Consider the following 21,672-nt stretch of genomic DNA (forward strand, 5'->3'; position numbering starts at 1 on the left):
TCCTCAGCCAATGCAGCCCAGGCGAAGCGCGTCTACCTACACTGCATTTCTATCTGATTCGATCAATGTGAAGGCAACTCCGCCTTCATCCTGGCCTTCTCCTGCTTCTTCGCCCATCGCTTCTCCTGCCAGGTCTGTAGCAGCACATAAAAAACGGGAACAAAGACCACTGCAAGGCAAGTAGAGGCCAGCATACCGCTGCTGACCGCAATCCCGATAGAACGTCTGGCATTGGCCCCTGCACCACTGGCGAATACCAAGGGCATAACGCCCATGATGAAGGCGAATGAGGTCATAAGAATAGGCCTGAATCGGGTTCTTGCACCAATAACTGCCGATTCAAGAATAGACTTTCCGTGTATATGCCGCTGCTCATGCGCTACTTCAACAATCAGAATGGCATTTTTGGCAGCAAGCGCAATCAATAATAACAGGCCAATTTGAGTATACATATTATTGGCCAGCCCGAGAGTGGTTAATGCGATGACTGTTCCAATCAGCGTCAATGGAACGCTGAAAATAATGGCGGATGGCGTCAGCCAGTTTTCATACTGTCCGGCAAGAATTAAATAAACCAGCACCAGCGACATGGCAAAGATAAGATAACTTAAATTACCAGCAATTTTTTCCTGATAAGCAGTGCTCGTCCATTCGTAGGAAAGCCCGGCTGGCAATAAGTTTTTAGCCATTTCCTCCATTGCCTGAATACCCTGCCCCGAGCTGAATCCCCGGGAGGCCATGCCATTAATGCTGCTTGAAGGATATAAGTTGTAAAGCGAGATTAAGCCTGGCCCAACAGCCCGGTCAATATCTGTCAGGGTACCTAAAGGAACCATATCCCCTTGTTTATTTCTGACATAATAATTGCGTAAATCATCAATCTGCCCTCTTGAGCTCGCATCAGCCTGCACATAAACGGGAAAAACTTGTCCAAATTTGGTAAATAAATTGACGTAACTTGATCCCAGATAAGTTTGCAGGGTTCCAAACGCATCCCCTACTGTAACCCCTAAAGATTCCGCTTTGGTTCGATTAATGGGGGCGGCTACCTGTGGAACATTTGCTCTGAAGGAGGTCATCAGGTTTTGCAATACCGGATCATGATTGCCATTATCAATGAGATGATCGGTCACACTTTGAAGTTTCTGGTAATCAAAGCTGCCGTCCTGTAACTCCACCTGCATTTGAAAGCCGCCAGACAAGCCAAGACCCTGAATAGGCGGCGGAACGACTACCAGGAGTTTTGCGTCTTTGGTTTTTTTGGCAATGTCATTTAATTTGGTATATAAAGCCAGTAAATCCTCATCTTTTCCTCTGAGGCTCCAATCCTTAAACATCACGTACAAAACGCCGGCGTTGGCCAGATTGGCGTTGTTATCGAGGAGAGAAATACCGTCAATACCAATCACATTGTCGATGCCCCCAATTTTGGAAATTTCACTGCTTAAGCGATTTAATACCTCATCCGTTCGCCCCAGGCTCGCACCATCCGGCAGCAAAACACTCAGCACCAGATAGCCCTGATCTTCAATAGGAATAAAACCGGTAGGTATGCGTGTTAAACCAAAAATGGCAACCGCCACTAATAATGCGCCCACCATGCAAACGGTTTTACTATGATGGACCAGCCGGTCAATAAAACGGCAATAACGCTCCTCGATGGGGTTGTAAACACGGTCAAAAGCTCTGAAAAAGACATTTTTCTTTTTGTCAGGATCTATCGGTCTTAGCCATAAAGCACACTGGGTGGGCTTTAAAGTCATAGCATTAATGGCACTGATTAATGCTGTTACTGCAATAACCAAAGCAAACTGGGCATACATGGCCCCTGTTAATCCGGGCATAAATCCCGCAGGAACGAAAACAGCCATCAGCACTAAGGTAATACCAATGATTGGGCCAAATAACTCCTTCATGGCGATGATGGAAGCCTCTTTGGGACTTAGGCCTCTTTCAATATGCTGCGACACGCCCTCCACAATAACAATCGCATCGTCCACTACGATACCGATAGCCAGGACAATCGCAAACAAGGTCAGGAGATTGATAGTATAACCGAGTAACATCATGCCGAAGAAAGTGCCTATTATCGTTACCGGAACAGTCGTCGCTGGAACCAGAGAGGCGCGAAAGTTCTGCAGGAAAACGACAATCACTATCAATACTAAAATACCCGCTTCAAAAAGCGTTTTGTACACTTCTTCAATAGAGGCTTCGACAAATACTGTCGTATCGAAAGGAATAGAGTATTGTAAGCCCGGCGGGAATTTTTTCGCCATTTTAGCTACAGTGGATCGCACTTCTTTGGCCACATCAAGGGCATTGGCACCTGGTAATTGGAATATCCCAATGGCAGCAGCCGGTTTTCCATTGAGTTTAGCTAACTGGCTGTATGTTGATGAACCCAACTCTACCCTGCCAACATCACGAATCCTTACCACCTGGGCCGAACTACTGGCGTTGGCATCTTCATCGGGACTAGTATCCACAGTTTTGATAATAATATTGGCAAACTCTTCAGGATCAGTGAGTTGCCCAGGCACATTCACCGTGAACTGATAGGATTCTTTCCCAACAATGGGGGGCGCTGCGACCTGGCCTGCCGAGACATCCTTGTTCTGATAGCTGATCGCGTTTAAAACGTCACTGGGGTTTAAAGAATAGGCCATCATTTTCTGGGGATCCAGCCAGACGCGCATCGCGTAGCTTCCCGATCCGAAAATAATAACATTACCCACGCCTGGCAGGCGAGCCAGTTCATTTTGCATATTGATGGTGGCATAACTATCAAGAAACAGGCCGTCATATTCATTATTTTCAGAGGTGAGCGTAATAAACTGTAGAATAGCGGTTGATTTCTGCTGAACAAGCACTCCCTGCTTTTGAACATCCATAGGCAATTGAGCCATTGCTGCCTGTACGCGGTTTTGCACCAGGACCTGGGCAAAATTTAAATCTGTTCCAATAGCGAAGGTAACAATCAGATTATAGTTTCCGCTATTGGTGCTTGTTGATTGCATATAAAGCATATTTTCAACGCCGTTCACCTGCTGTTCAATCGGCAAAGCAACGGTGTTAATCAGTGTCTTGGCATCGGCTCCAGGATAAGTTGTAGTGACCTGAATTGTCGGCGGAACAATCGCCGGATATTGAGCGACTGGTAAAACAACAATAGCAACCAGACCAATAAATACAATTAAAAGCGCAATAACATTTGCCAGTACTGGACGCTCAATGAAAAATTTAGAAATCATTTCTGTTTTTTTCTCACTTCTTGATTTGAGATTACATGCGTTTAATGAACGCTTTCCACAAATGAACTATCAGCGGAACTTTGTGTTCTGGGATCCACTTTAGTTCCGGGAGTTGCGAATTGTGTACCGGTAACAATTATATTATCCTGAGGGCTTATTCCCTTAAGGATGGCGCGCTGCCCTTCTTCAATACTCCCTATTTGAATTCTTGCCATTTGCACCAGATTTTCTTTATCAACAATAAGAAGGTATGCGCCGATTTGGTCATACTGTATGGCTGTATCGGGTACAGTCAGTTGCATGGATGGTTTCTTAACAGGAATTCTGACTTGTACAAATAAGCCGGGAACCAGAGGATAGTTTTTATTCGGAAGCAGTGCTCTGAACTGCATTGTTCCGGTCGAGGCATTTAAACCCGTGTTGACGAAATCCAGTTTCCCCTCATGTGGAAATCCTGTTTCATTTTGCATACGCACAAAAACCGGAACCGTATTAAGATTATTCGCATTGACTCCTTTGCTTTTTCCGGCCTCTCTTAATTTGATTAAATCAAGTTCGTTCAAATTGATATAGACATAAATTGGATCAATTTGCTCGATTGTGGCGAGTTGAGTGGCCTCGCCATGCCCCACCAGATTCCCTACGTCAACCAGATGGCGTCCAATTCGCCCATCAAAAGGCGCGGTTACATGAGTGTAACTATAATTAATTTCTGCTGAATTGAGATTAGCTTCAGCTTTGGCAACTTCCGCCTTGGTTTCATCACGCCTGGCACCCCATTTTTCCACATTTTTTAATGAAGTAGCATTTTCTTTATACATCTGCTGCTGACGCTCATACTCAGCTACCGCAAACGCATAGGCGGCTTTCTGTGCAGCCAGGCTGGCTTTGGCTTCGTCCACCTTGTCCAGATAAGGCTGGGGCTCAATAATAAATAAATCAGTTCCCTTTTTTACAAATGAGCCATCCACGAATTTAATCGCATCGAGATAGCCTTCGACCCGCGCCACCAGATTGACAGAGTTAAAGGCAACCGTATTACCTGTCTGGGACACATAATCTCCCATTTTCATGGGCTTTGGATGCTCAACATAAACGACCGGAGTCGGCAGTACCGGAGTGTTTGTTTTGGACTTAAAATGGCTATATAAATAAACAATTAGCAGAACAGCGATTATAAGGGCTGCTATTTTTAGCTTTTGTCTCTTCTCGGAATTCATCGTTATCACCAATTTGGAAGATAAAGTTGTTTTAAAACATCCATTTGCGTATTTGGCCTTTGGTGATTTGGCTGTTTCAGCAAATTACCCCAATCGGTTCTTTCGGCCATTTGTTGCTTGATGTAATTGGGCAGGATGTCATTACAGCCTCTGATTTGCCAGCCCCCGCCTAAAGAGCGGTAGAGTGCAATTAATGATTTCGCAACTTCGCCCTGCGCATTAGTAAGCGAGGTTTCAACTCTTAACTGTTGACGCTCAGCATCTAAAACGGTTGTATAAATCGCTTCGCCTTCTTTGTAGCGAACCAGGGCTAACCTGGTAGAGGCTCTTGCTGACTGATCTGATTGTTGTAAAAAATAAACTGATTTTCTGCTTTCGATATAACGGCTGATATTATCCTGTACTTCCTGCTGTGCCTGTAAGACCAGATTAATATATTTAAGAAGCGCTTGTTGAAAAGCCGCGTCCTGCACACGCACCGCGTTGGTAATCTGACCATAATTTAATAAAGGCCAGGTCAGCGAAGGACCTGCTGTAATACTGCGATTAGACCAGTTGAACAGATCACTTATGGAATTACTGCCGATACTATTTGATGAAAATACAAAATTTCCGGTTAATGTAAGTGCAGGAAACAAATTCGCTTTGATTGCGCCAATTGCTTCGGACTGGGCAATAGCCTCCATGCGGGACTGATAAATATCGGGCCGTCTTACAATCACCTCTCGGGGGATCCCGACAGATACCTGAGATGGTGCCCGGGGAATACCGCGGCTATTACTGATCAGCGGATTCACCTGGGTAGGCACAGTGCCTAAAAGTAATCCGAGGATGTCTTTCTGATGCTGTAATTCACTCAGCAGTTTGGGCAAACTGGCCTGTGTTTCAGTCAGCTGGGTTTCTGCCTGTTCCACATCAAGCAAACTGGTTTGACCGCCCCGATATCGTGCTTTTGCAATTTTCAAACTGGTCACTTGCAATTGAATGTTTGCTTTTGTAACAGCAACCTGTCTTTCAAGAGTACGAATATTGACATAGGTGTCCGCAATATCGGCAGTTAAGGTGACTAACGCATTGTCGTAGGCCGCCAGTGAGGCCAGAAAAATTGCATCATTGGATTGAATTGCTCTTCGGTATTTTCCCCAGAAATCAAGTTCCCAGCTGGCAGTAAAACCGAGCGAAGCGGTTTCAAAACTCGAGGGAAGCACGGTCTGCAGTTGGCTGCCGCCAATACGGTAATAGGTATAATCACCAATCATGGCCTGCTGTTGGGGATACAATTCGCCAACTGATTGCGCCAATTGTGCTCTTGCCTGCAGAACCCTTACGCCAGCGATTTGCACGGAGAGATTATTTTGATAGCCTCGCTGAATTAACTCCGTTAAAACAGGATCCTTGAAGATATTCCACCAGTTTGCAGTTTGGGCAGGACTAGCTTTCACTACGGGGCTGTTCTGTATCCAATAGCCAGCTACAGGCTTTGGCGGCTCTTTATAGTCTGGACCCACCATGCATGAACAAAGTGTAAGGCAGAAAAATATACAGCAATATTTGAACATGGAAGCAACAATATCCCTATAGCTAAGTAAGCCTGTTATCCAAGCTCAAAATATAAGTCCATATTATCTATGAATTAGCTAATGAGCAAGCTCCCTGGCATGGAATCATTAGCTAATACGTAGCTGCTTCTTTTGACCTTGAGGTGTCACAGGCTCAGCAAGAGTAACTTCCTGGATCCTGAGCATGGCTGCTTTGAGCATCCCGGTTAGCCTTTAGCTGCGAGCGATTAAAAAGTAATTTTTCAAAAGCGTCACATTGTCTCTGAAAAAAATCTGCGCGGGATAAATAAAATTTATTATTGTGCGAGTCAGTGCCTAATCGGGCGATAAAATTCTTAAGCCCCTTAAACTGACTTTCTGCTTTTGCTGAATCTTCTGAAACACTCATTTCAATTTGAACTGTTTTATTTTCCAATTTAGCTGTAAATCCATGATCCTGCTTTTTTTCGTAAGAAAAGAAATCAACATCCTCAACTACTACACGAAATAATCTGCTTCCGGCATTGTATTCAACATAAGCCTTGGCATCATCTCTGCAATTTGTTCTGTTGAACTTAGAGTTTAGTTCTTCGCATTGTGTTGTTTTAGAATTAAATTTAAACATGGCGTACCTCTAATCATAGTCAAAGGCGCACTTTATACAGTATTGAAGAAAAATAGGCAAATTAATTAGGCAATGTCCAATGACGCTGAACATTTAAAGCCTGCATGGACAGCATAAAAGCCATATTGATTAATTAATTCACAGAATGTATACTTTACACTTTTGTTGTAACAGGTACTTATTGTGAAAAACAAACAAGAGCTTCGCCGAGAATATAAGGCACTAATAAAACAAGCAAAAACATTCAAAAATGAAAAGAAATATACTCAAGCAGCTCAACTATGCGACAAAATACTGGGCAATCCCAAATTGTCTGGTACATCTCCGAAAATAGCAACTTCGGCAATGATGCTCAAAAAAGAGTTAATAGAATTGACAAAAGAGTCAGTGGACTTTGGGATTAGAAAAGCCATCGTAATGCGCAACATCGGACGATTTGCTGATGCCATCCAAGCCCTGGAACAATTGAGCCAAACCACTGTTTTAAGCCCTGATAACTATCAAAAAATCCTGCAATTACAGCAAGAGACTATTGCTGAGGCGCATTCAAAAATCAAGGGCGTTTTTACATCCAAAGAAACAATTGATCAGACAATACCTCCAACTGTGCTATGCAAGGAGAGCTATCTTGCGGAAAAGAATGAAATATTTGCACAGCATCCTCTCAAAATGAAAGAGAGCTTTTCAGCACGTGTTGACTGGGTCCTGCGTCTGATTCAGTTTCTTAAACAACACATGCTGAAAGCCAACGATACTTTTCCCTTTATTAAGGAAGAATTCTTGCAGCAGAATGCAGCGGGGGCTCAAAAGCGCTTCTCATTTATGGGTAACATAACACTTCCTTATTTTTCGGGTTATAGAAATGGGATTTCAATTCTAATGCAACGCATGTGCGATCGTGCATTTAGAAATGCAGCGAACGATTATTACCTTGAGGATTCAGTCGATATATTACGTATGCTCTTTGAGACGATTTATCGCTTTCCACGTAGTGAGCGCGGACTTCTGACAAAATATTTACCCTGGGGAGAACACTCCTGGTATCTCTTGGATTTTTTTAGTGCCATTTTTGCTACAACTGATCTTTGCTTTATTAATGATGGTTTTGAAAATGGATTATCTATCGCACCTTTTAATTTCGATGGTGACGTTGTAAAGCAAAAACAGTTGATTCAATTTCATTCTGTAATGCTTACATTCCGTGCTCTGGTTAAGCATAGCATTACTGACATTCTTACTAAAGATTTGGAATTCTTGTCTGTCTTTTTTGAGCAAGTAAAAAATCATCTTTCATCTGGCACTCCCCTCACCCCAATGGAAAAGCCTGAGAATCTTGAAACACTGCTCCGATTTAGCAAGCATAGTTTTCTTTTACTTAAACTTATCGCTTTGCTGCCGAGAAATTATGCTAAATCCACTTACAGCCTGGAAGTTATCCAGGAAACCGGCGTCTCTCTTGATACGATTGAGTCAGTTGACAAGCAAAAATTATGTGAATGGCTAGCTAATAAATCAGAACCGATTACTCCCATTGATAAATTTTTACCTGCCGATAATAAAACACCTGAGCCTGAACCTGAAAAGGTACATCCTATTTGGTCCCAGTCCCTTTTGGAATCGACTCAAAAAGCTACCAAGGGACAACAGCTCACATTATGTGCTATCAAAGATAGCAATCAGTTAGCTCCCCATACCCGCTTCCAGATACTTGGTTTTGAAGATTTTTTAAGTATTAAAAATCGATTATCGCTTTTGCGAGTACTGGAGATGACCGGTGAATTTTTTATGCCCAGAAATTGGGGAAATAAGCAAAAAACACTGGATATCATCGACATTGATATGGTTGGGAAAATCAGAAGCGCCCTTTCGCATCCTGAAGAACGAGAGTATTTGTCGGTTATAAAAGATTTGGAAAAAGATCCAGTACTCCTTGAGCAGCTTCATAATGAATTAATGATTTTCAGTGGCTCGGTTTATGAGCTCGTTGTGTCACGCGAAAGTGAGTTGGACTGGCAAGTAGAGGATACCAGCTCAGGATATGATGATTGGAAAGATGCCATGGACCTGTATTGGCAATCCATTAAAAAGCATTATTCTCTGGATAAAAAAACATCTTCTCACATTCTTACCAAGCCGCTTTTGGAAGAAAAAGAGCGCGATACCCTATTGGGACTGGTACTCCCTGCTCATCATAAAATGCTCAAGGACTGTCTTGCCAATGACGTCAGTTTTTTCATCGCCAATAAAAAATCACCCCTTAATCTTTTCGACGAGATTACAGCTAATCTATCCTCTACAGATAAGAAACAGAATGCAGATAAAAGGCAAGTAAAGAAATTATTGACGAAAGCCGATAAAATATACAGAGTGTATAAAAGCGATTTTGAAACTAAAAAAAGAAAGGAAGATACGCTTAATAATCAACGTATTAAACAAAATCAGTCTGATGCGATGACCAATCTTTATCCAGGTATTCTTCAAGTTGCACATACATTCTGGAAAGCTGAGAAAAATGACTCCAATGATCTTTCCGAAATACTGGAAAAATTGATCGATCGTCTTGATCTGCTCACTGCCTTGCTGGAAGAAGAAAAGCTCGATGATGATTCACTTCGTGAATTTCAGGAATTGTTACATACCAGAATTAAGGATGATATCCGTTTTTCACAAAGTATTGCCTATTTGCTTGGTCAGATTATCTCTTGCATCAATAAATTATCCAGCCTTTGTGATTTAAGTCTGATCAATCAGACCTTACATGATAAACTGGGAGATCTCATTTCTTTACGTAATGCGCTTGAACATTCCGACCCATTTGTGGAGAGTTCCGTCACTTCTTTTTATAATATGTTCAGTCCTCTTACACAGCTAATGGCCTGCACCGTCGGAGAAATTGTTTTCTATTTTAATCCGGACATAAAGGACTTTCAAACGAGATTAAAAATTCAATTTCCAGATATGGATTTCGAGGGATTAACCTCTGCGAGTTCCAGCTATTCTGGCAGCACCAGCAGCCTGCCATCGCTTATAAGTCCAACTGGTTTACGGGTTAAGCAAGAGAATGCACTACGTCTTTCCGGTTTTGTTTTTGCACAGGAAGAAGTCAGAAAGTCTCCTTCTCCTGAGGGAATGGATGATTTTTTTCAGGCAGAGGACGATCTGGTACTTATGAACCTGAACGAAGAACTGGAAAAAGAAGAGGAAGAACAACCTGCCGTCAATCTGACACGATCAGGCTCGGAATTTTACCGTATGCGATTTTTTGATAGAGAATGTACCTCTCCTGTTACTGTTGATAATAGTCAGTATGAAGCAGGCTCAGATTCCGAATATGATTTCTTTCACACTTTTGAATGACGTTACTGGAGCTTCCTGAATATCATTCGCAAAAATCCTGATTCAGCATATACTTGCCTATAAGTAATGCTGAATCACTAGTATGAGCAAACTCAATTTTTCCTGGATCCCTTTGATTATCGGCGCAAGCAGCGGTCTCTTTTTGGTTCCGCTTTTCGGCTTTGCTGCCATATTAATTAATGTTTATCTGATAGCTCCGGAGAGTTCCAATACCAGCTCTCTTTTTTTTCTTTTGGCGTTTTCCTATGCTGTTGCCATGTATTTCACCGGCTTTATCAGCGGCCGACTTTACACCTCAGGAATACAAAAGCAGTATTTTGGGTTTCTCATTGGTTTCCTGGCCTGGTCTATAGTATTAATAGTGCTTATCATAATCCTCAATAATGGCATTCAATATTCAAATGCTCATTTCAGGACAATCAGCATACGAATAGTCCGTACCTCTTTAGAATTACATGATGGTTTCTCAGTCTCGCATGGCTATATCAGTATGGTTACGCTTGAACCCAAAGCAAGCTTTCTGACCTTTTTTTACGGCGCCTTGTGCAGCAGCCTTGGAGGCTACCTGGGTTTTCAGAAAAAACAGAAAAAGCAGGTTAAGTAATGATTATCATGGTGCTTGGCGCAACCGGTTTTGTTGGAACTCATTTAACGAGAAAACTCTTAGATGAAGAGCATGAGATCCATGCAGTCGTCAGAACGATTGAGACAGGTCAGGCACTGTTCCCCTCAGCCACTCTGATAGAATGCGACTTTGCAGAACAGCAAAACCTCGAAGAGTGGATGTTACGCATGAAAAATGTGGATGTAGTCATTAACTGTATCGGCATATTTTATCATCGAAACCCATCCGTAGTCTGGCAAATTCATTTTAATTCTCCCCGTGTTATTTTCGAGGCAGCTTTAAAAGCCGGGGTAAAAAAAATAATTCAGCTCTCAGCTCTGGCAGTCGAACACTATGAGTCAGAATATGCCAAAAGCAAACTGGAGCTTGATAATTATTTACTAACACTACCTGTTCAATCGCTGATTTTCAGACCCTCATTTATTTACGGGCCTGGTTCAGAGGGAGGTATGGCCTTGTTAATGACAATGGCCTCTTTTCCGGTTATCCCACTGCCAGGAAAGGGCGAGCAGCTGCTACAACCTATTCATATCGATACATTATGCACCGCAATTTCAAACATGGCTTTTTTGCCTCACGGCCCATCTTACGTTTTAACGGCAGTTTCTCCTGCAGCAATATCACTAAAAACAATTCTGGGTAGTTTACGCCACTGGCTTCAGTTACCAGAAAGTATTTTTATTCAAGTTCCAATGATATTAATTAAGACAATGGCCTGGTTCGGTAATTTCAGTTCCTCATCAAAAATTAATTCCCCGGCTATCAGCATGTTGAGTAGTAATAATATAGCCACAGCCGAAGAGACTTCAGCGTTTTACCAGATTACAGGCGTCAACCCTGAATCCTTTAAAGAGGGGCTTGAAAAAAAACCAGGTACCAATGGAGATCGCTGGCAGGCACAATTAGGATGGCTAAGACCATTGCTCCGTCTAAGTTTAGTTTTTATGTGGTTCGCCAGTGCCTTGACCAGCGCATTCTTTGCCCAGGAAACATCCTATCTAATTTTAAAGCAGGCCGGAGTTCCGGACACGTTGCAATCCCTGCTGCTGTTTGGTGCTTCCTTTATTAATTTTCTGCTTGGACTAGGCCTGTTATTTAATTTCAGGACGCGTAGCAATTGTATTGTTCAGCTCATAATTATTGTTATTTATACCTTAATCATCAGTGTTCAATTGCCTCATTACTGGCTGGAACCCTTTGGCTCCGTTGTAAAGAATATCCCCATTATGGTTGCCATTCTTATCCTGTATTTCACCGAGCCTGTCTCATCCGCTCATTGAGAAGGCGTTGCCCCTTTATTATGCAGTTCCGCTGAAACCTCATCGCTACTTTGAGGACCCGCTATTTTTTCGCCTGCGGATTGGAATACTCCTTTACTCATTGATTTTGCTAACAATCCACTGGCAGGAACTTGAACTGAAGTAGTCGTGGTTGTTGTAGTGGCTGATGGGTAGCTTCTCGGATGTTTTCTTTTTAATACTAACTCTTCCTCAGAAGAGCTTTCTTTTGAATCATAGGATTCTTTTTCTTTTTCCTCTTCAGAAAATCGGTTCCATTTTCCTCTTCTACCCCCTGCCATATTCAGTGATGAAAGCCCTGGTTCTGATTGAGTACTGGCCTGAAAAGTACCTTTAAAATATTTTTTAAATTCTTTTTTAGTAATATCAACAGGAAAATCAATTATATAATTATCATCGTCCGAAGATAAATCGAAGCTGTCCACATTGATCTCCGGGATAACCGTCATATCAGCTCGCCAGCTTCTGTTTCTTTTATCTATAAAGTTAGTCATTTCCTTTAAAAAAATACCCATATCTTTTTTATCGATTGTAACCGAGATTCCAACCGGCTCTTTATAGAAGCTGGACTGCCTGTAATCCTCTAAATCCTTATACATTTCACTAAATTTAATTGCCTCTGTTTTGCTATGAAAAACAACCCCTCTATCAAGATCATCCTCTGTGACATCGTCATCTGTTACGATATAAACCCTGGAATAAGGCAAAGCCCCATGCAAATCAACTGCTTTTCTCAATTCATTTTGCCCGGATACCTCGACAAGAGTATTGAAACGACAATCTTTATTTTTCCCGACATTCCCAATGCCATTATGGACTTCTTTTAGTGTATGCATAGCATAGTTGGATAAAGACATCGATTGATTGGGGAGATTCCTGCTCATTCCTGCACCCGCCAGTAAAAATGCGGGTACTGCCTTTGCGCTTTTAGTCAGCACGGAGAGGGAGTCCTGAAAATCTGAGTGACGGTAACGCCTTCGGGATGTGTTGGTATTAATCCAGTCTTTTCTTACATACACTTCCATGATTTTCATAATCAGCTCCCTACCAATTTTTCTCCTTCTTTAAGTATAATTTAGATTTTGTATTGATCTATCTGCATCCAATTTGTGCAGCCACAAAGAAAAGTTAAACATCCAGCAGCAAATTAAAATTATGAGGTTTAAATTTTTAAATTGTAATCTATACTTAAAAAGTAAACCGGAGAGGTTTGCGAAATGTATCTTCTGTAGAGTAAGGTGTTTGGAAATTTCGTAGGTAACTCTTTCATATACTCATTCATCTCTCTACAGTTAAACTTTTAGTCATGTAAATAAGGAGATTTACAAAATGAAGATTATTACTATAGCTTTTGCAGCTTTAGCTATGTTATTTAGTGCAGCTTCCTTTGCTGATAAAGTAGTTATTACTGGTTCCCCCGTAGTGTTAGAGCAAAAAGGTGATGTATATTATGTGCCCGAAAGTTACAGCGCAACTACTGACTATAACTATGTGACTATTGGTGGAACGAATCGCGTTTGTTACCTGCAACAACAACCCACTCTTGCTTCTCTTAACAATGAAGTGATTAACGTTGAAGTCGGTGGAAAACAAGTCCAATGGACCTGCTATGCCTATGATGAAACTTATTTCACTACAAAGTAAGTAGAGCTAACTAAATAATAGCGGTTTATAACCGCTATTATTTTTATTTCTGTTACGTCTAGTATTGCGCGGTCGCATCGCTGGCAGGAAATGTATCTTCAATTGTTTCATCCAGTTCTTCTTCTGTTTTGGGTATAGGATCTTCTGCCCTTCTGGATTTGTTCTCATCAGACTCTGGAATGACTTTCTTTTTTTCTCTATTATTTTTATTAGCCATGAGGTTCTCCTTAAACTGTTTCTCTTATTCTAAGTATAGACCCTCACTAAAAAGACCGAAATTCTGAATACTCTCTCCAGGGGAGATCCTCCCTGACACAGTCTGTGACATGAGCAAGACTTGGCCCCTGCTTCAACCAATGAAAAAACGCCTCCAGTTTCTCATTTTCACCACAGGCCATCACTTCAACCCGGCCATCGGCCAGGTTACGGGCCCAGCCCTTAATGCCTAATTGTTCGGCCTCTTCTCTGGCAGAAGCCCGAAACCATACACCTTGAACTTTGCCTGATATAAAACAGTGCAAGCAGGATACTGACATTGCTATACTCCCTTAAAATAACCCCATAACAGAGAAACATTACTACTATCTCAAAAACTCCTCTACAATTAATAATGAATGATGAGAAAAAATCTATTTTTCATTTCGCTTAATAATAAACTTTACAATGGAGGTAGGACCCCATGAAACTTCCTATCAATGTTGTTTTTAGAAATATGGATCGTTCATTAACCGCCGAAGAAAAAGCTATTCACCTGGCAGAAAAGCTGAATCGATTTTATCAGAATATCACTCGCTGTGATGTAGTGATTGAATCTGAGCATCGGCATCATTATAAGGGCAACCTCTATCATGTACGAATTGATCTGACTCTACCCGGCTCTGAATTGGTGGTAAGCAAAAGCCACGGTGATGAACATGCGCATGAAGACGTCTATGTTGCTATCCGCGATGCTTTTAACGCGATGAAACGGCAACTTCAAAGCCACATAAAAAAGGTTCGAGGGCATGTCAAGCATCACCAGACTGCCCCTCAGGGAAAAATTGCCGAAATTTATCCACCTGCTGATTATGGATTCATCGAAACCATTGACGGTCGCCGAATTCGCTTTACCAGTGCCAGCGTTGTTTCCTATGATTTTGAAAAACTTGAAATTGGTGATGTTGTAAGATTTATAGAAGCAGAAGATGCCATCGCCCCAGCCGCCAGCACCATCCATGTTGAGAAACGCTTCACTGCGGAAGGATAAAAATATACAAGGGAGTTCGCTCTTTAAATCCTCTCTCCCCGCCAATAAACTGTCCTCCCCGCGAAGGCGGGGAGCCATCTCTGAGCTCGCTAAATGCCAACTGAGGAATGGTTTCCCGCCTTCGCGGGAAGGACAAAAATGGCAGTGAGAGTTAGAGAGGGTTTAAAATCAACCGTCTCTCTGTGAAACCTGCTATTTAGGAGCCTGATATTGTGCAGAATACTTATCAGACAATTCCTTGGCTTGTTTCAATTGATCCGGAGTTAATTTCTTCTCAAGCTCATCACGATTTTTGCTTGCATCCGCATAATTATTGGCTACTGCTGTGCTAAACCAGGCATAGGCTTCCACAGGGTTTGCAGTAATACCGATTCCGTCACGATAAAAAACACCCAGACGATTTTGAGCTTTGCCAAATCCCTGCTCTGCGGACTTCCTGATCCAGTTCATGGCTGTATCGAGGTTTTTGCTGACTCCGTCTCCGTAAAAATACATATCCCCTATATTATACTGGGCAGTTGGATTCCCCTGATCAGCACTTTTCTGATACCAGTAGGCTGCCTTTTGCAGATCCACCGAGCCGGTTTTACCCGTATCATAAAAACTGCCCAGTTCAAGCTGCGATTTGGCATGTCCCTGATCTGCTGCTTTCTGAAAATACTCAAAAGCCTTTTTCTCATCTTTAGGCACGCCATCACCATATTCATAAATCGAACCTAAATTGTATTGTGCACTGGCATTACCCAGATCAGCGGCCTTGCCATACCACTTGATAGCCTCTGGCAAATCTTTTGTGACCCCTGTGCCCGTGTCATACATATAGCCAATCGATAACAAAGCATCCGAATGATTCTGATCAGCGGCTTTTTTATACCAGGACATCGCTGTTTCATAATTTTGAGGTACACCATTGCCATAGTTGTACATATAACCTAAAGCGTATTGAGCATCTGCGTTATTCTGTGATGCCGCTTTTTCATACCAGGTTAATGCTTTGGCATAACCTTCCGGCGTTTTCTGATACCAGTAAAATCCTGCCAGAAGTACTTGTGCATCCACATTGCCCTGATTTGCTGAAGCAAGTAAGAGCTCTTCAGTTTTTTGCGGATTGTAGGTCACACCTTGTGCATTGTAATACATCTTACCCAGCAGGTATTGTGCCTTGGGATCGCCTTTTGCTGCCTCCTCTGACAGAAGAATGTAGGCTTTATCGTAATGTTGCTGATTGTAGGCCTCTTCCCCTTCCTGGGTAGTAGCGAAAGCGGGATGACTCAGAGCAGCCAATAATGAGAGGGATAATACGTATCGCTTTATGTCCATGATGTGACCTTAACTAAATTAGTCTGGTTTATTAGTATATAGTCGAAGACTATCATTTTTTCTAGTACCTTGAAAAATAATATCTATTGATTTCAATCAACTTTTTACGCAGCCTGCATGAATACTGATCTCTTTCAGCAAATCATAGAGAGCGTTTATTGACTCTCTTTTAGAATTGCGGTAGATAGGTAGATTGCTTAAAATGGATAGGGTTTATTGAATGTGTTATTCAGATCATGAAGATAATTCAGGAAAAACATTACAATTAATGATTAATAACCTTTCAAAAAAAAAATTCACGAGACTTTTGTGTTTTTTACTACTTACCCTGGGAATGGCTTCAGGCCATGCGAAAAACCAAATTGAGTTCATTCCTCTTAACTCTACCTCCAGCGAGCTACCCAAAGACAGTCAAATTATCATAAAATATCGCCTTGTGAATCATTCTGATACTTCGCGGCTTTTAAAGATGATTCCAATCAGTGGCATAACCCAACTGATTGACGGGGAAAATAGCTGTGATCCACAAATTGTCCTCGCTGAAGGAAAATCCTGTGTTTTAAGCCTGGAAATAGATGCAGCCCATTTACCGGATAAGATTAGTTCAGGTCCCGTATTATGCGAATTTGACTCTAATGACAATACAAAACCACGCTACTGTGCCCAGCCCTTAAGTAGAAACACGATGCTTAATCTGAAAGTGGTTTCAGAAGATAAAGCCTTATTACTAGTAAAACCCAAAGGGGAGTATTGCTATGGCAAAAAAAATCTTACCGCCTGCTCTATTCAAATGACCGCTGCTTCAGGAATTCCTGCCACACTGACATTATTTAATAATTCAACTCGAGTAACCGCTTCCCAAATTCATGCCATTCTGCCTTCAGGCTGGACTGATGTAGTGCAGAATGCCTCGGGATGCAATGTTTTACCACCACAATCAAGCTGCACTCTCTCTTTTCTCCCAGGCAACACTGTACATCCGCCAGCCTCAGTTTCAATCGTTGGAGTGAATGCTGCGACAACGGCGGTTACTATGTCTGTCGTCGCACCCACACAGCTGAGCATTTCAGTTACAGGTTCTCCTATCGTAATGCGTACCGGTGAGACACAATCGCTAACGATTACCAATAATTCCCCTGTTTTTCCGGCGTTTTCTATCCATTCTGATTTTACAGGAACTGCATTGGCGGGAAATGTCAGCGAGACAGCAAATAACTGCGCAGTAGTTAATCCGGGTGCAAGTTGCACAATCAGTTATACTGCTGGAACCACTACTGTAATCCCTACCAATTTTCCTGTTTTTGGAAATAACACCATTATTATCACTGCGAATATCAGCATTCAGTCATCTTATATGTATATACCAGATCAAGTGGATATAACTCAATGTACTATCAATGCCATCACAGGTCAGTTAGGAAGCTGTAGTAATACTGGGGGGTTACCAGCGCAACTTGTCGGCATGACATTCAATCCAGCTCGTACTATCGCATATATCACCGGTCAAAGTAGTAATTCGGTAACTCAATGTGATGTGACCCCCGGAACGGGCGCATTAACAAATTGCCAGGCTTCGGGGGCCACGGGAATTTCTCTGCCTCAGCAAATTACGCTAAATCCTGCAGGCACATTCGCTTATATTGTTAACTTCACCGGTGGAGCCACTAAGTGCACTGTGAATGCCCCTGCTGGCAACTTAAGTGGATGTGTACCCTCCGGAGCGGTAGTGGGGTTCGCTCCCGGTGGAATCGCTATCAATTCAGCGGGTACCCGTGCCTATATTACCAGCTTAGGCACCGATACGATTAGTGTCTGTAATATCAACGCGGGTACAGGTCTTTTAAGTGGTTGTGTTAATTCAGGAGCGACCGGGCTTAATGGGGTGAGAGCACTGACCTTTAATTCTACTGAGACCATTGCTTATATCACGAATCAGGATACGCCTAGTGTTAGCCAGTGTACTGTGAATGGAGTAACTGGACAGTTTCTGGCATGTGCCGACTCCGGAGCCACGGCACTTGCTTTGTCATTTGGAATTGTTTTAGACGATGCCAACACCTTTGCTTACATCAGCAATCCTGGTAACTCAACCATTACCAAATGCACCATTGATTCGCTAACCGGGAATCTGGGAGCTTGTGTTAATGCGGGGGCCACACTGATAACGGGTCCCCTCTACCTTGCAATTAATTAGGATAGTTCAATGACAGATTAATGAATTACAAATACAAGCATTAAAGGTTATGCATTGGATTCTGAGATATCTCAAACCATGCTTGATGACATTCAGGAACTAGTATTATAGAAATATGAATAAAAAAATAATTAGAAGATCATTGGTTTGTTTACTGACATTACTATATACGCAGGCCGAGGCCTCTACTATAGAGAAAGATCAGGCAAACACTCCCTCCCCCAAACAAGGGTATAATCTCAGTGCTCTCTATGGCTATCAAAGCTTTAAATTTGATTCCACAAAACCGACCAGTTTTAATCGTTTTAGCGGTCATTTAAATTTGTATATGGCAGGGGGTAATAATTTTCGCTTACGCGAAGGATTAACTGCCGGCCTTTATATTTACGAAGTCAAAAGCAATGTTCATTCATCGATGCGAATCGATCCCGGTTTACCCAGTGAAACGGACCAAAAGGTTAAAAATGATTCTATTTATGGCCACCTGCTGAAAACCATTACGCCCAATTTACTTATCGATTTAATGGCGGGGCTGGGCTATAACTCACTTTCCTATTCCACTACTATTGCGGCCCAGACTGAGAACCAGCAATTAGGACGTGCACACAGTAACAGTAATAACTGGTTTACAAGTGTAAACGGAATTTATAGCCGTTCATTTTCTAACTGGAAATTTCTCGGCAGCATTGGATTATTGTACAGTCAGATAGAGCAGGACAGTTTTAACTATTCATTTATTCCTAATCAGATAGTAAACAGAGTGCCATTTTTACGTAACAAATCGGCCTTTTCGCTTGAAAACGCAGAAATCGGGTACCAGTTAAAAGAATGGGTACAGCCATTTGTGAATGCGGGATTAATACAAGTCTTGCAATTTTCCAATAATCGCCCCGGCATTTCGGGAGAGTTTGTGGGTGCTTTGCCTGAATTTAATCTGGATCAGAATGGTTATCGCGCAGGAGGCGGTTTATCATTCAAATATAAGCAATTAAGCCTGCGTATTGAACATCAGTATAGCCAGCGAGGCAGTGTGTATCATAGTAATCTGACAATGCTTTCACTCCATATGAATATGGCTTAAAAAGTGTTCGTTACCGCTTGTTGAAATGGAGTTCTGTTTGATAGGTCAATTTAAAAAAAAATTACTTCAATTCGGAATTGGTTTTTTGCTGCTGGCTTTTATTTTTGCCCTGCAGAAAAATGCCTTTCCCTATCTTGATCAATTCATAACCCGAAGTAACAGCTTTATCTATGACCAGATCCTTCATCTGACTGTTGGCAATAAAAGCCTGCCGCCTCGTGTGGTGATTATCGATATCGATGATTATTCCACCCAGGCTGAAGGAAGATGGCCCTGGCCGAGAGACAAATTTGTAACCCTGCTAAGCAATCTAAAAAAAGCGGGGGTTGTGGTAATTGCCTTTGATATTGTGTTATCCGAGGCGGAAATTAATTATGCCCAAGGACTGGAAAAAAAATTACAGAGCATAAATAACCAGACACTTTCTCAAGAGCTAATGCCTTTACTGCTGAAAGCTGCCCCACTGATAGATAACGATCAGGCCTTTGCGAAAACTCTATCAGAGAACGAAGTGGTACTGGGATTTCTTTTCCATGACAATCCCGATATTAAAAAGGGTGCTTTACCCTCACCGCTCCTGTTTAACAATTCACAATCAGTCAATACACTAACACTCAATTTTCTGCACTTCACTGGCTATAACGGTATACTCAATCTATTTTTAAAGGCGGCAGGTCATGCTGGCTTTGTCAGCAATGTTCCTGATCTCGATGGCTCGGTTCGTCATGGACTTTTATTAGCAGTTTATAACAACCAACTATATTCAAGTCTTGCTCTCTCAAGTGTCATGCGCTATTTATTAGCAGACAATGTCGAGTTGATGACTCGTAGGATTCAGGGAAAAGAAGAGTTGTATGGTATCAACGTGGGCGGTCTTTTCATACCTACTAATTCCAAAGGGCAGCTGCTGATTCCTTTCTGGGGCGGACCTGCAACGATTCCAACCTACTCCGCTACGGATATCCTTCACAATAAAGTATCCTCTCAGGAATTATCAGGCAGTATAGCCCTTTTAGGTTCTACTATGGTATTACTGGGGGATCTTCACCAGGCACCCTTATCTCAAAGCTTTCCCGGCGTGGAAATGAATGCCAATATTATTACCGGAATTCTGGAAAAACAGATCACCAGCCAATTTGACTGGCATACCAATACAGGGATTATCTTAATATTGTTATCAGGGATTGTGTTCACCTTGTTATTTCCCTACCTGGGACCTGTTCTTCTTCCCATTCTTTTTCTTTTCTTCATCACAATAATTTTAATAGCCAGCTACCTCTTCTTTCATTTTAAAAATATCTTCGTAGCTCCAGGACTTTTACTGGCTTTAATTAGCCTACAGGCTCTCGCTAACTTTACCTATTCCTTTATTCAGGAAAGGCGGCAAAAAAATCGTATCAAACAATTGTTCAGCCAATATATTCCTCCTTCCTATATGAAAGAAATTACCGATCATCCGGAACAGGTAAATCTTGGAGGCGAATCACGTGAGATGACCGTTTTTTTTGCTGATATACGTGGTTTCACCACTTTAAGCGAATCACTTGAAGCAACAGAGCTCAAACGTTTGCTCAATAGCTTTTTTACTCCTTTAACCAATATTATCTTTGATCATCAGGGCACTATCGATAAATATGTCGGCGATATGGTCATGGCATTCTGGGGGGCGCCTTTAGTAGATGAAAAGCACTGTCATAATGCATTAGCCGCTGCTTTGGCGATTAGAGGCAAACTTCCCGAGATTAATCAGCAATTAAACCAGCTTAACCTCCCCTCTGTAAAAATTGGGATGGGGCTAAGCACCGGCATCATGAATGTTGGCGATATGGGCTCCAAATTTCGCCTTTCCTACACAGTGATTGGCGAGACAGTTAATCTGGCTTCTCGTCTGCAGGATTTAACCAAATATTATCGAGTGGATATTTTAGTTTCAGAAGCAAGCCGTCATCATCAGGACGACATTCTTTGGATGCCGGTTGATAAAGTAATTGTTAAAGGCTCCCATAAAGCAGTTACAATTTATGAGCCTCAAGGGTATTATGCGGAGGTTCCCCAGGAAAAAAAAGATGAGATCAGGGATTATGAAGCGGGTTTGCAGGCTTACTATAAACAAAACTGGCAGGCTGCAAAAACTCAATTTGAAACCTTACATTCTTCTTATCCAGGACGCTATCTCTATAGCCTCTATCTGGCGCGAATTAATGCATTTATCAGCCACCCCCCATCTTCGGATTGGGATGGCACATTCAGACATGTAAGCAAATGATGAG

At 42.0% G+C, this 21,672-nt stretch carries 16 protein-coding genes; 8 read left to right on the forward strand and 8 right to left on the reverse strand.

The genetic code is table 11. The annotated features are described in order from the left end of the window. Nucleotides 1-62: 62 nt before the first annotated feature. From B1207_RS03085 to B1207_RS03100, 4 genes are all read right to left on the reverse strand, one after another. Nucleotides 63-3,254 carry an efflux RND transporter permease subunit gene (locus B1207_RS03085; RefSeq protein ID WP_112218536.1) on the reverse strand — a complete coding sequence of 1,064 codons (3,192 nt, stop codon included), beginning with the start codon at nt 3,252-3,254 and terminating at the stop codon, nt 63-65. A 41-nt stretch (nt 3,255-3,295) separates the two neighbouring features. Next, a complete protein-coding gene (locus B1207_RS03090; protein WP_112218537.1) occupies nt 3,296-4,474 on the reverse strand; it encodes an efflux RND transporter periplasmic adaptor subunit in 1,179 nt (392 codons plus the stop codon). 5 nt (nt 4,475-4,479) lie between these two features. Continuing rightward, entirely contained in the window at nt 4,480-6,033 is a 1,554-nt protein-coding gene (locus B1207_RS03095) for an efflux transporter outer membrane subunit (protein WP_112218538.1), read from the reverse strand. Between the two features lie 154 nt (nt 6,034-6,187). Then, nucleotides 6,188-6,637 carry a hypothetical protein gene (locus B1207_RS03100; protein ID WP_112218539.1) on the reverse strand — a complete coding sequence of 150 codons (450 nt, stop codon included), beginning with the start codon at nt 6,635-6,637 and terminating at the stop codon, nt 6,188-6,190. Nucleotides 6,638-6,820: 183 nt separating this feature from the next. On the opposite strand from B1207_RS03100, the gene B1207_RS03105 reads away from it, so the two are divergent. The 3 genes from B1207_RS03105 (at nt 6,821) to B1207_RS03115 (ending at nt 11,899) form a co-directional block, all read left to right on the forward strand. Continuing rightward, nucleotides 6,821-9,994: a hypothetical protein gene (locus tag B1207_RS03105; RefSeq protein ID WP_112218540.1), complete on the forward strand. Its 3,174-nt coding sequence runs from the start codon at nt 6,821-6,823 to the stop codon at nt 9,992-9,994. Between the two features lie 82 nt (nt 9,995-10,076). After that, nucleotides 10,077-10,598, forward strand: a complete 522-nt coding sequence (locus tag B1207_RS03110) for a hypothetical protein (protein ID WP_112218541.1) — start codon at nt 10,077-10,079, stop codon at nt 10,596-10,598. Beyond that, the gene (locus B1207_RS03115; protein ID WP_112218542.1) at nt 10,598-11,899 is read left to right on the forward strand and encodes an SDR family oxidoreductase; all 1,302 of its coding nucleotides are present in this window, start codon (nt 10,598-10,600) and stop codon (nt 11,897-11,899) included. The genes B1207_RS03110 and B1207_RS03115 overlap by 1 nt, the downstream gene beginning before the upstream one ends. On the opposite strand, the gene B1207_RS03120 is transcribed toward B1207_RS03115, so the two are convergent. After that, nucleotides 11,893-12,951 carry a hypothetical protein gene (locus tag B1207_RS03120; protein WP_112218543.1) on the reverse strand — a complete coding sequence of 353 codons (1,059 nt, stop codon included), beginning with the start codon at nt 12,949-12,951 and terminating at the stop codon, nt 11,893-11,895. The genes B1207_RS03115 and B1207_RS03120 overlap by 7 nt on opposite strands. 295 nt (nt 12,952-13,246) lie before the next feature. Here B1207_RS03120 and B1207_RS03125 point away from each other — a divergent pair, with 295 nt between their 5' ends. Continuing rightward, nucleotides 13,247-13,561 carry a hypothetical protein gene (locus B1207_RS03125; protein ID WP_112218544.1) on the forward strand — a complete coding sequence of 105 codons (315 nt, stop codon included), beginning with the start codon at nt 13,247-13,249 and terminating at the stop codon, nt 13,559-13,561. A gap of 58 nt (nt 13,562-13,619) precedes the next feature. Here the strand turns inward: B1207_RS03125 and B1207_RS15905 are convergent, their stop codons facing one another. Together B1207_RS15905 and B1207_RS03130 are read right to left on the reverse strand one after the other, a co-directional pair. Further along, nucleotides 13,620-13,778 carry a hypothetical protein gene (locus tag B1207_RS15905; protein WP_165483033.1) on the reverse strand — a complete coding sequence of 53 codons (159 nt, stop codon included), beginning with the start codon at nt 13,776-13,778 and terminating at the stop codon, nt 13,620-13,622. Nucleotides 13,779-13,824: 46 nt separating this feature from the next. Beyond that, nucleotides 13,825-14,097, reverse strand: coding sequence for an acylphosphatase (locus B1207_RS03130; protein ID WP_112218545.1), 273 nt, complete (start codon nt 14,095-14,097; stop codon nt 13,825-13,827). Nucleotides 14,098-14,240: 143 nt separating this feature from the next. Between B1207_RS03130 and B1207_RS03135 the strand changes: the two genes are divergently transcribed. Then, the gene (locus B1207_RS03135; protein ID WP_112218546.1) at nt 14,241-14,807 is read left to right on the forward strand and encodes an HPF/RaiA family ribosome-associated protein; all 567 of its coding nucleotides are present in this window, start codon (nt 14,241-14,243) and stop codon (nt 14,805-14,807) included. Nucleotides 14,808-14,999: 192 nt separating this feature from the next. Here the strand turns inward: B1207_RS03135 and B1207_RS03140 are convergent, their stop codons facing one another. Next, nucleotides 15,000-16,127, reverse strand: coding sequence for an SEL1-like repeat protein (locus tag B1207_RS03140; RefSeq protein WP_112218547.1), 1,128 nt, complete (start codon nt 16,125-16,127; stop codon nt 15,000-15,002). Between the two features lie 220 nt (nt 16,128-16,347). Between B1207_RS03140 and B1207_RS03145 the strand changes: the two genes are divergently transcribed. From B1207_RS03145 to B1207_RS03155, 3 genes are all read left to right on the forward strand, one after another. After that, nucleotides 16,348-18,321: a YncE family protein gene (locus B1207_RS03145; protein WP_112218548.1), complete on the forward strand. Its 1,974-nt coding sequence runs from the start codon at nt 16,348-16,350 to the stop codon at nt 18,319-18,321. A gap of 115 nt (nt 18,322-18,436) precedes the next feature. Then, a complete protein-coding gene (locus B1207_RS03150; RefSeq protein WP_112218549.1) occupies nt 18,437-19,402 on the forward strand; it encodes an autotransporter outer membrane beta-barrel domain-containing protein in 966 nt (321 codons plus the stop codon). A gap of 37 nt (nt 19,403-19,439) precedes the next feature. Then, a complete protein-coding gene (locus tag B1207_RS03155; RefSeq protein WP_253255775.1) occupies nt 19,440-21,668 on the forward strand; it encodes a CHASE2 domain-containing protein in 2,229 nt (742 codons plus the stop codon). The last annotated feature ends 4 nt before the right edge of the window (nt 21,669-21,672 follow it).

This window comes from Legionella quinlivanii (genome assembly GCF_003265995.1).
GTDB classification, from domain to species: domain Bacteria; phylum Pseudomonadota; class Gammaproteobacteria; order Legionellales; family Legionellaceae; genus Legionella_C; species Legionella_C quinlivanii_A.